General features: G+C 46.2%; 5 protein-coding genes. 1 reads left to right on the top strand and 4 read right to left on the bottom strand.

Features of this window, described 5'->3' with window-relative positions; genetic code table 11:
* Positions 1 to 370 precede the first annotated feature (370 nt).
* Positions 371 to 1,684, bottom strand: a complete 1,314-nt coding sequence (locus tag FGT79_RS28380) for an anti-phage deoxyguanosine triphosphatase (RefSeq protein ID WP_171056495.1) — start codon at positions 1,682 to 1,684, stop codon at positions 371 to 373.
* A 99-nt stretch (positions 1,685 to 1,783) separates the two neighbouring features.
* Between FGT79_RS28380 and FGT79_RS28375 the strand changes: the two genes are divergently transcribed.
* Complete coding sequence (locus FGT79_RS28375) at positions 1,784 to 2,347, top strand: guanylate kinase (protein WP_171056494.1); 564 nt, start codon at positions 1,784 to 1,786, stop codon at positions 2,345 to 2,347.
* A gap of 294 nt (positions 2,348 to 2,641) precedes the next feature.
* Here the strand turns inward: FGT79_RS28375 and FGT79_RS28370 are convergent, their stop codons facing one another.
* The 3 genes from FGT79_RS28370 to FGT79_RS28360 all read right to left on the bottom strand — a co-directional run bounded on the left by FGT79_RS28370 (position 2,642) and on the right by FGT79_RS28360 (position 6,017).
* On the bottom strand, positions 2,642 to 3,571 hold the full coding sequence (locus FGT79_RS28370; protein ID WP_138756206.1) for an ornithine carbamoyltransferase: 930 nt from the start codon (positions 3,569 to 3,571) through the stop codon (positions 2,642 to 2,644).
* 108 nt (positions 3,572 to 3,679) lie between these two features.
* Entirely contained in the window at positions 3,680 to 4,114 is a 435-nt protein-coding gene (locus FGT79_RS28365; protein WP_138756205.1) for a WapI family immunity protein, read from the bottom strand.
* A 40-nt stretch (positions 4,115 to 4,154) separates the two neighbouring features.
* Complete coding sequence (locus FGT79_RS28360) at positions 4,155 to 6,017, bottom strand: 3'-5' exonuclease (RefSeq protein WP_246096673.1); 1,863 nt, start codon at positions 6,015 to 6,017, stop codon at positions 4,155 to 4,157.

Here is a 6,017-nt window from a genome sequence, read left to right as displayed (position 1 = left end):
CCAGCGTTCGTCCTGAGCCAGGATCAAACTCTCCAAATTGGTGTTTGAAATGCTCATTACTTTTTTATCGCTTTTTCACTTATCCCGAAGGATTTGCGAGGCAGTTATTACTCGTTGTTCAGTTTTCAAAGAGCAAGCTTCTATTTCGTTTGTAATGCTTGTTTTGCTTGTCGTCCGCGTGTTTCTCTCGGCCGGAATTAGAATATATCATGTATTGTACTAGCATTGCAAGTGTTTTTTGAAATTAATTATTAAAATCTTTAAAACTCTTATATCCTAGCCCTATAATGAGTCTTATATAGAATAGAAACCTCATACAGTTCAGCTTCTATTCTATATGAATAAGATTAGAGGCAGACCTTATATCCACCTATATATCAAAAAGCTTTCCGCCTGCAGACTCATAAAGCCGCGAATACATTTTCAAAGCATAGGTATCCGTCATTCCTGCGATATAATCGCAAACCAGTCTCGCATTCAAGCGATTGGAGGTTTTACTCCAGTTCGCCTTCTCTCCCTCGGGAAGCAAATGCCGATCATTCAGCATCGCATCGAATAGCTTCTCAATGATTTTTCCGCCGCGCCATTCGAAAGTTTGCACCTTCTGTGAGAATATCACATGATCTACAACAAGTTTTTTCAAGTCTTCCAGAAGCTCAGTCGCCTCTTCGCCGATAACCGCTTTATAGCGCAATCTATTAGAAGCAAAATTCGGCTGTGCATCTTTAACCGTGATTTCATGAATAAGTCCAGATACCAAATCAGCAAAAAATCGCTTGGTCTGTTTGTCCCGATCAGAGCTCACATCCAGAAAACTACGCAGCGCTTCCGCTATTCGCTTAGATGGAATCTGTTTATGCCGCTTGACCACTTCACATAGATCCTCTCTTTTGATCAAATGCAGCTTGAAAGCATCTTCCAAATCATAAGTCGCATAAGCGATATCGTCGGCCAGCTCAATAATGGAGCATTCAAACGTTTTATTGAACGTTTTTCTATGCTTCTCAGGTATTGGATCTGATATTTTCGTGAAATAAGCCTGTTCTTCCAGCGTAAATGCTTCTAACACCCAATCAAACACCGGCTCGTCCTCTTCAAAAATACTGCTTTTGGGCGGTTTGCTCGTCACCTCTAGGTTATTAAGCTGCTTCATGCTGGCAGGATATTTGAGAATGGACAATAAAGACGCCCTAGTCAGATCAAGTCCCGCTTCCCGATCCCCTTCTCTGCTTGTCAACAATCGAAACGTATGCGCGTTTCCTTCAAAGTTCAGATCAAACACGCTCATGCATTGGTTTAGAGCACGCTCGCCTTGATGCCCAAACGGTGGATGACCCAAATCATGGGCTAAAGCGGCCGCTTCAATAAGGGAGATATCAATCTTACTATCCCCGTCCGTAAAAATATTGTTTTTTTCATTCAGCGTTGTGGCAATTCCTCTGGCAATTTGAGATACTTCAAGGGAATGAGTAAGGCGCGTGCGATGGAAATCACCTTCACTAATTCCAATTACCTGTGTCTTGGATTGCAACCGGCGGAAAGCAGCCGAATGGATGACCCTGCCGAAATCGCGCTCAAAGCCGTCACGGATCGAAATCCTTTGTTTTGCATTTTCCGTGTTGATATGCCGTTCCAAATCTGTATCATTATAGAATCGATTATTTGGATGATTAGTAAGAATCATAGGCTCGCTCCCCCGCTTTAGTTCGTTTAGAGCCATTCTAGCAATATATGGTCATTAATGTAAGAGATTGTTGAACAGATCATAAAGGAGAGCTTACGTTTGGGCAAAATATTCGCATTCTATGGACCATCCGCTTCCGGGAAGTCCGAAATTCAAAGAGAGCTGGCTAAAAGCGGCTATCCCAAAATTATTACGGCTACGACCAGGCCTCAAAGGCCTAATGAGGAGAACGGCGTTCATTACGTATTCATGAAGCAGGAGCAATTCGAGCATGCGCTTGCTGAGCATTCTTTTATGGAGTGGACCCGCTACAATAATTACTATTACGGCACGTTAAAATCGAGTATCGAAGAGGTTCTCAAACAAGATGGCAAAGCGCATATCGTACTTGATTTGGCTGGCGTGCTCGCTCTCAAGAAGTTGTACAGCGACACCGTTGCCGTTTATATCGGGGCGAATATCAGCACCATAACACGGAGGCTCACGCTGAGAGGCGGAGATACAGATGAAACCTTCAATCGGATACACAAAGCCGAGCAAATTGAACTAAGCAGCGAATATACGCAGCATGCCGATGTCATCGTATGGAATCATGACGGTATCCCGTTTGAAGATACGATGCTTCGCATCCAAGAAATTATAGCGGGCAATAACAGCGACTGAATGTAAAGCAAGCAATCTTTTACCCAACAGTTACTCTGCTGTCGTTGCACGTCTATATTGTATGGTTGCAGGATAGAGCCTCGTTCTCAGACTATTTGGGTAGCTATGTTGTACTCCGTGCAGGATAGAAGCCGAATCAATGCCTTAAAAACCAGAGAACTGGTCAAGCTAATGCGAAAGTGCAGGATAGAGCTAACCGAGGGCTCGAATAAGGGGAAGTTACTGCGAAAGTGCAGGATAGCTCTCCCCTCCACCTACGTTAAGCAGAGTTCACTGCCTCACTCATTAATGTCGTCAAATACAGCTTTCATTAATAGAAAGCAGATCCAAAAGCAGTGCTTTCTGTACATGCATTCTGTTCTCCGCTTGCTGATAGATGATCGAGCGTTCCGCTTCCACCAACTCTGCTTCAATCTCAAAGCCTGGATGAACCGGCATATCATGCATGATATACGGGGAATACCCTGCAAGATTTTTTTTATTCAGTTGAAAAGGCAGCATCGTTGCCAGTCTTCTATTCTTCTCTTCCTCATCATGCTGCTCATGAAAAAACTCCATGTCGATCCATGTGTCCGTATAGACGAAATCGGATTGCGCAGCCGCTTCGGACAAACTGCTGACGTTGACTACACATCCGCTTCGATACGCCTCTTGCATAAGCTCATCATCCCACGATGGTGTGTTAACAATCGGTGTGACCAGTAGAAGCTTAATGCCCACAGCCATGCAACCCGCAACGAGAGAATTCGCTACATTGTTATGAATGCCAACATACGTTAGCGTTATTCCTTTGAACGTTCCTGCAACCTCGTAGATCGTCATCAAGTCCGCTAACGCCTGACAGGGATGATATTTCTCACAGCAGCCATTGATAACGGGAACGCTGGCGTATTTTGCCAGTTCAAGCACATCGGCGTGCTTCTTAAGTCTTGCCATCATAACGTCGCAGTTCCTTGAAACGTACCGAGCTTCATATTGGATTGGCGATAGACTGAAGTTGCTTGCATCCCAGTCCATTACAACCGAATAGCCCCCCATCTGGTTAATACCGGATTGAAAGGATAGATTCGTCCTTGTTGATGTTTTCTGAAAAAGCATCAGCAGACCTTTCCGCTCAGCTGCATGGTAGTATAGCTCGGGACTTCGTTTAATCTCGATCCCCCGTTTAATGATGGCTCTAATTTTCTCTGCGTCCCATTCTTTTAAAGACAATAAGTGTTTCAAGGCTTCGGCTCCTTTTAAAGAATATTTATACATAATAATGAATTAATATACACACTAAAGCTCGCACGATGTTTTGTCAACCGAAACGAAAAAGAACCCCTGCAGCAGCTACAAGGATTCTTCCGAAACAAACGTAGATAAATAACTGGCTAGCCTTTCCAGATCCGAAGGATTCATATCAAAAGCTCCCGAAACTCTGCTCGTAGCAGAGGAATGCTCCAAATATACATGCCGGGACAACAAGTACTCGAGAATGAAATCTCCTTTTCGATTCACGCTTTGGATGCTGAGCTTGAACGCCTCTGGACTCATGCTATCTAACGATGCTGTCCCTTTGCGCGTCAGATGCAATTGAGTCACTGCCGATCGGAATGCAGCGACGTCACTAAAGCTAAACCACACCTCTTGGTTTTCACCGCTATAACTGTTGTCCTTCAGCATAATGGAGAAACTAATACTCGGATAAGGCCCCGCTTCCAATCGTACACATTCAAGCGCAAGGCTGGATTTATAATTAATGGAATCTAATTGCAGCGTCTTCACCTCCGTTAAGCAGCCTTTCTCCTATTCAACGATCAATCGCTTATCCCATTTTTTTCGCCGCTGGCTTCTTTTCCTTACGCTGCTGCTGGATCTCATCCAAGTAGAGGGTAAACCTCGAGTCCCCGCTGTACGATATAAACAGCCAATCGAGCGCACGAGTCAACGCCATGTAGAATTTTGCCGTCTCACGTTCCTCGGCTTCTTCCAATGCGTAGGGCATATTCTCTGTGTTCACAAGAAATACTGCGCGATAATCATTGCCTCTCGCATCATCCACAGACGAAATCACAATGGCGTCACTCGAGTCGCCTGATGTCTGAATCGCACCTGCATTCCCCTCATCGGATAACCAGTGGAACGGAAACCCCTGCCGCCGCAGCTCCTTGCGAATCAGATCGATGTAGGAGGAATAGTAGTTATTTTTGACACGATACAGAATAGCCATCTCCCCGTAGGGAACCTTTCGCTCGGTGTGCAGGTATTGAATCCGCTTGACGACGGCCTCCAGCTCCTCTTGCAGATTGCGGCAGCGCAGAATCGCAGGCTCCGGACCTTTCCGCCTTGTGCTATGGGGAGGAATAAGCGTAACGCCGTCAATCGCGCCTTCCTGCAGCTTATTGCCTGGCAGCGAATGCTGTTGATAGAAGCGCCAAGCGAATTGTACAATCTGAGCTGTATTGCGGTAGTTGACGGATAGAATACGAGAACTCTCCTTGTTGTCCGAACTCCCAGCTGCCTTGCCAGGAATAAGCAATTGGTTCAGCAGCTTTATCCACTCGCGGTCGAATTGCTCACCCTTGTCAATCAGAATCGCATCGTATGCCGGGAGGATCGCCTCTCTACTCTCCAGCTTTTCGATCAGACCTGTTATACCCGCTTCTCTTATATTCAGTGCCTTGCTAAGCCACTCATGAAAATAGTAAACCTCCACGTTATGCTTTCGCTTCATATCACCCTTCTGTTCCTCCAGCATAACCCAATCGAACAAATCCTCAGGCTCTTTCATCAGCTCATCAACCATTTTCACTAGGCTACCAGATATCGTATGGCTGCGGCTGAGAATGAGAATTTTCCATTCTGGATGAAGCTTGGCCATAATCTTGGCTCGGTTAACAAGCATCAGCGATTGGCTGCCAATGCCTGCTGCTGCACTCCCGTCTACAGAAAGCAGCATCGCCGCAAGCTCCTGCTGCACATTCATCGCTTCTATCTGGTGGAGTGAAAGCAGAAGCTGATCCTGCTCATCACCGAGCGGGCGGTATTCGGTGCTCAGCCGCACCTCAGGGTGCAGATGGCTGCGGATGGACTGCATATCCGTAAGCGTGAGCATAACCCTTTTGCGACTCCAATCCGTAAACATACCATGTATTTTCTCAATGAGCAGATCGGCTGAGAAGCCTTCCCTATCGGCATCGATCTCATCACGGCATAACACGAACGACGGGGAAATGACATCGCAGAGGCTTAACCGCTCGAAATCCTCCAGCTCCATTCGCGTAAATACAGTTCCATGACCACAAGCAAACTTCAACATACCTGCTTGTCCTTCCCTCTGCACAGCCAGCTGTGGATCATCTTTTAACTGCCTCGCGATGTGCCGGGACTTGTCCCTCGCCAGCTTATAGGGATTGTCTACTACTTCCATCCGTCCTGCAGAAGAGTGAATCTGCCATTCATCAACACCGATCTGAAACAAAGATGACCGCGTATAATCCTTCACGTCGAGCACCAATAGCCCCAGATCCGGACCGATAATGACAAAGTCAGGCCGATCCCCCGCGATTTCCGGTTCATAGTAGACCACGTAATCTTCAGCCAAATACGTCTTCAGTGTGCGAAACACCAAACGCTCTCCCGCTGTCGCGCTCGTCCGAATAACCTCAGGAATCATGTATGCCATCAT

The sequence above is a fragment of the Paenibacillus sinopodophylli genome, from assembly GCF_005930355.1.
Lineage (GTDB): Bacteria > Bacillota > Bacilli > Paenibacillales > Paenibacillaceae > Pristimantibacillus > Pristimantibacillus sinopodophylli.
Note: the sequence above shows the minus strand (reverse complement) of the source record. Positions and strands in the feature narration are given on the sequence as shown.

Bases quoted from the DNA above. Each gene is read 5' to 3' on its own strand.
- FGT79_RS28380 (WP_171056495.1), bottom strand. From the start codon at position 1,684: ATGATTCTTACTAATCATCCAAATAATCGATTCTATAATGATACAGAT.
- FGT79_RS28360 (WP_246096673.1), bottom strand. From the start codon at position 6,017: ATGATGGCATACATGATTCCTGAGGTTATTCGGACGAGCGCGACAGCG.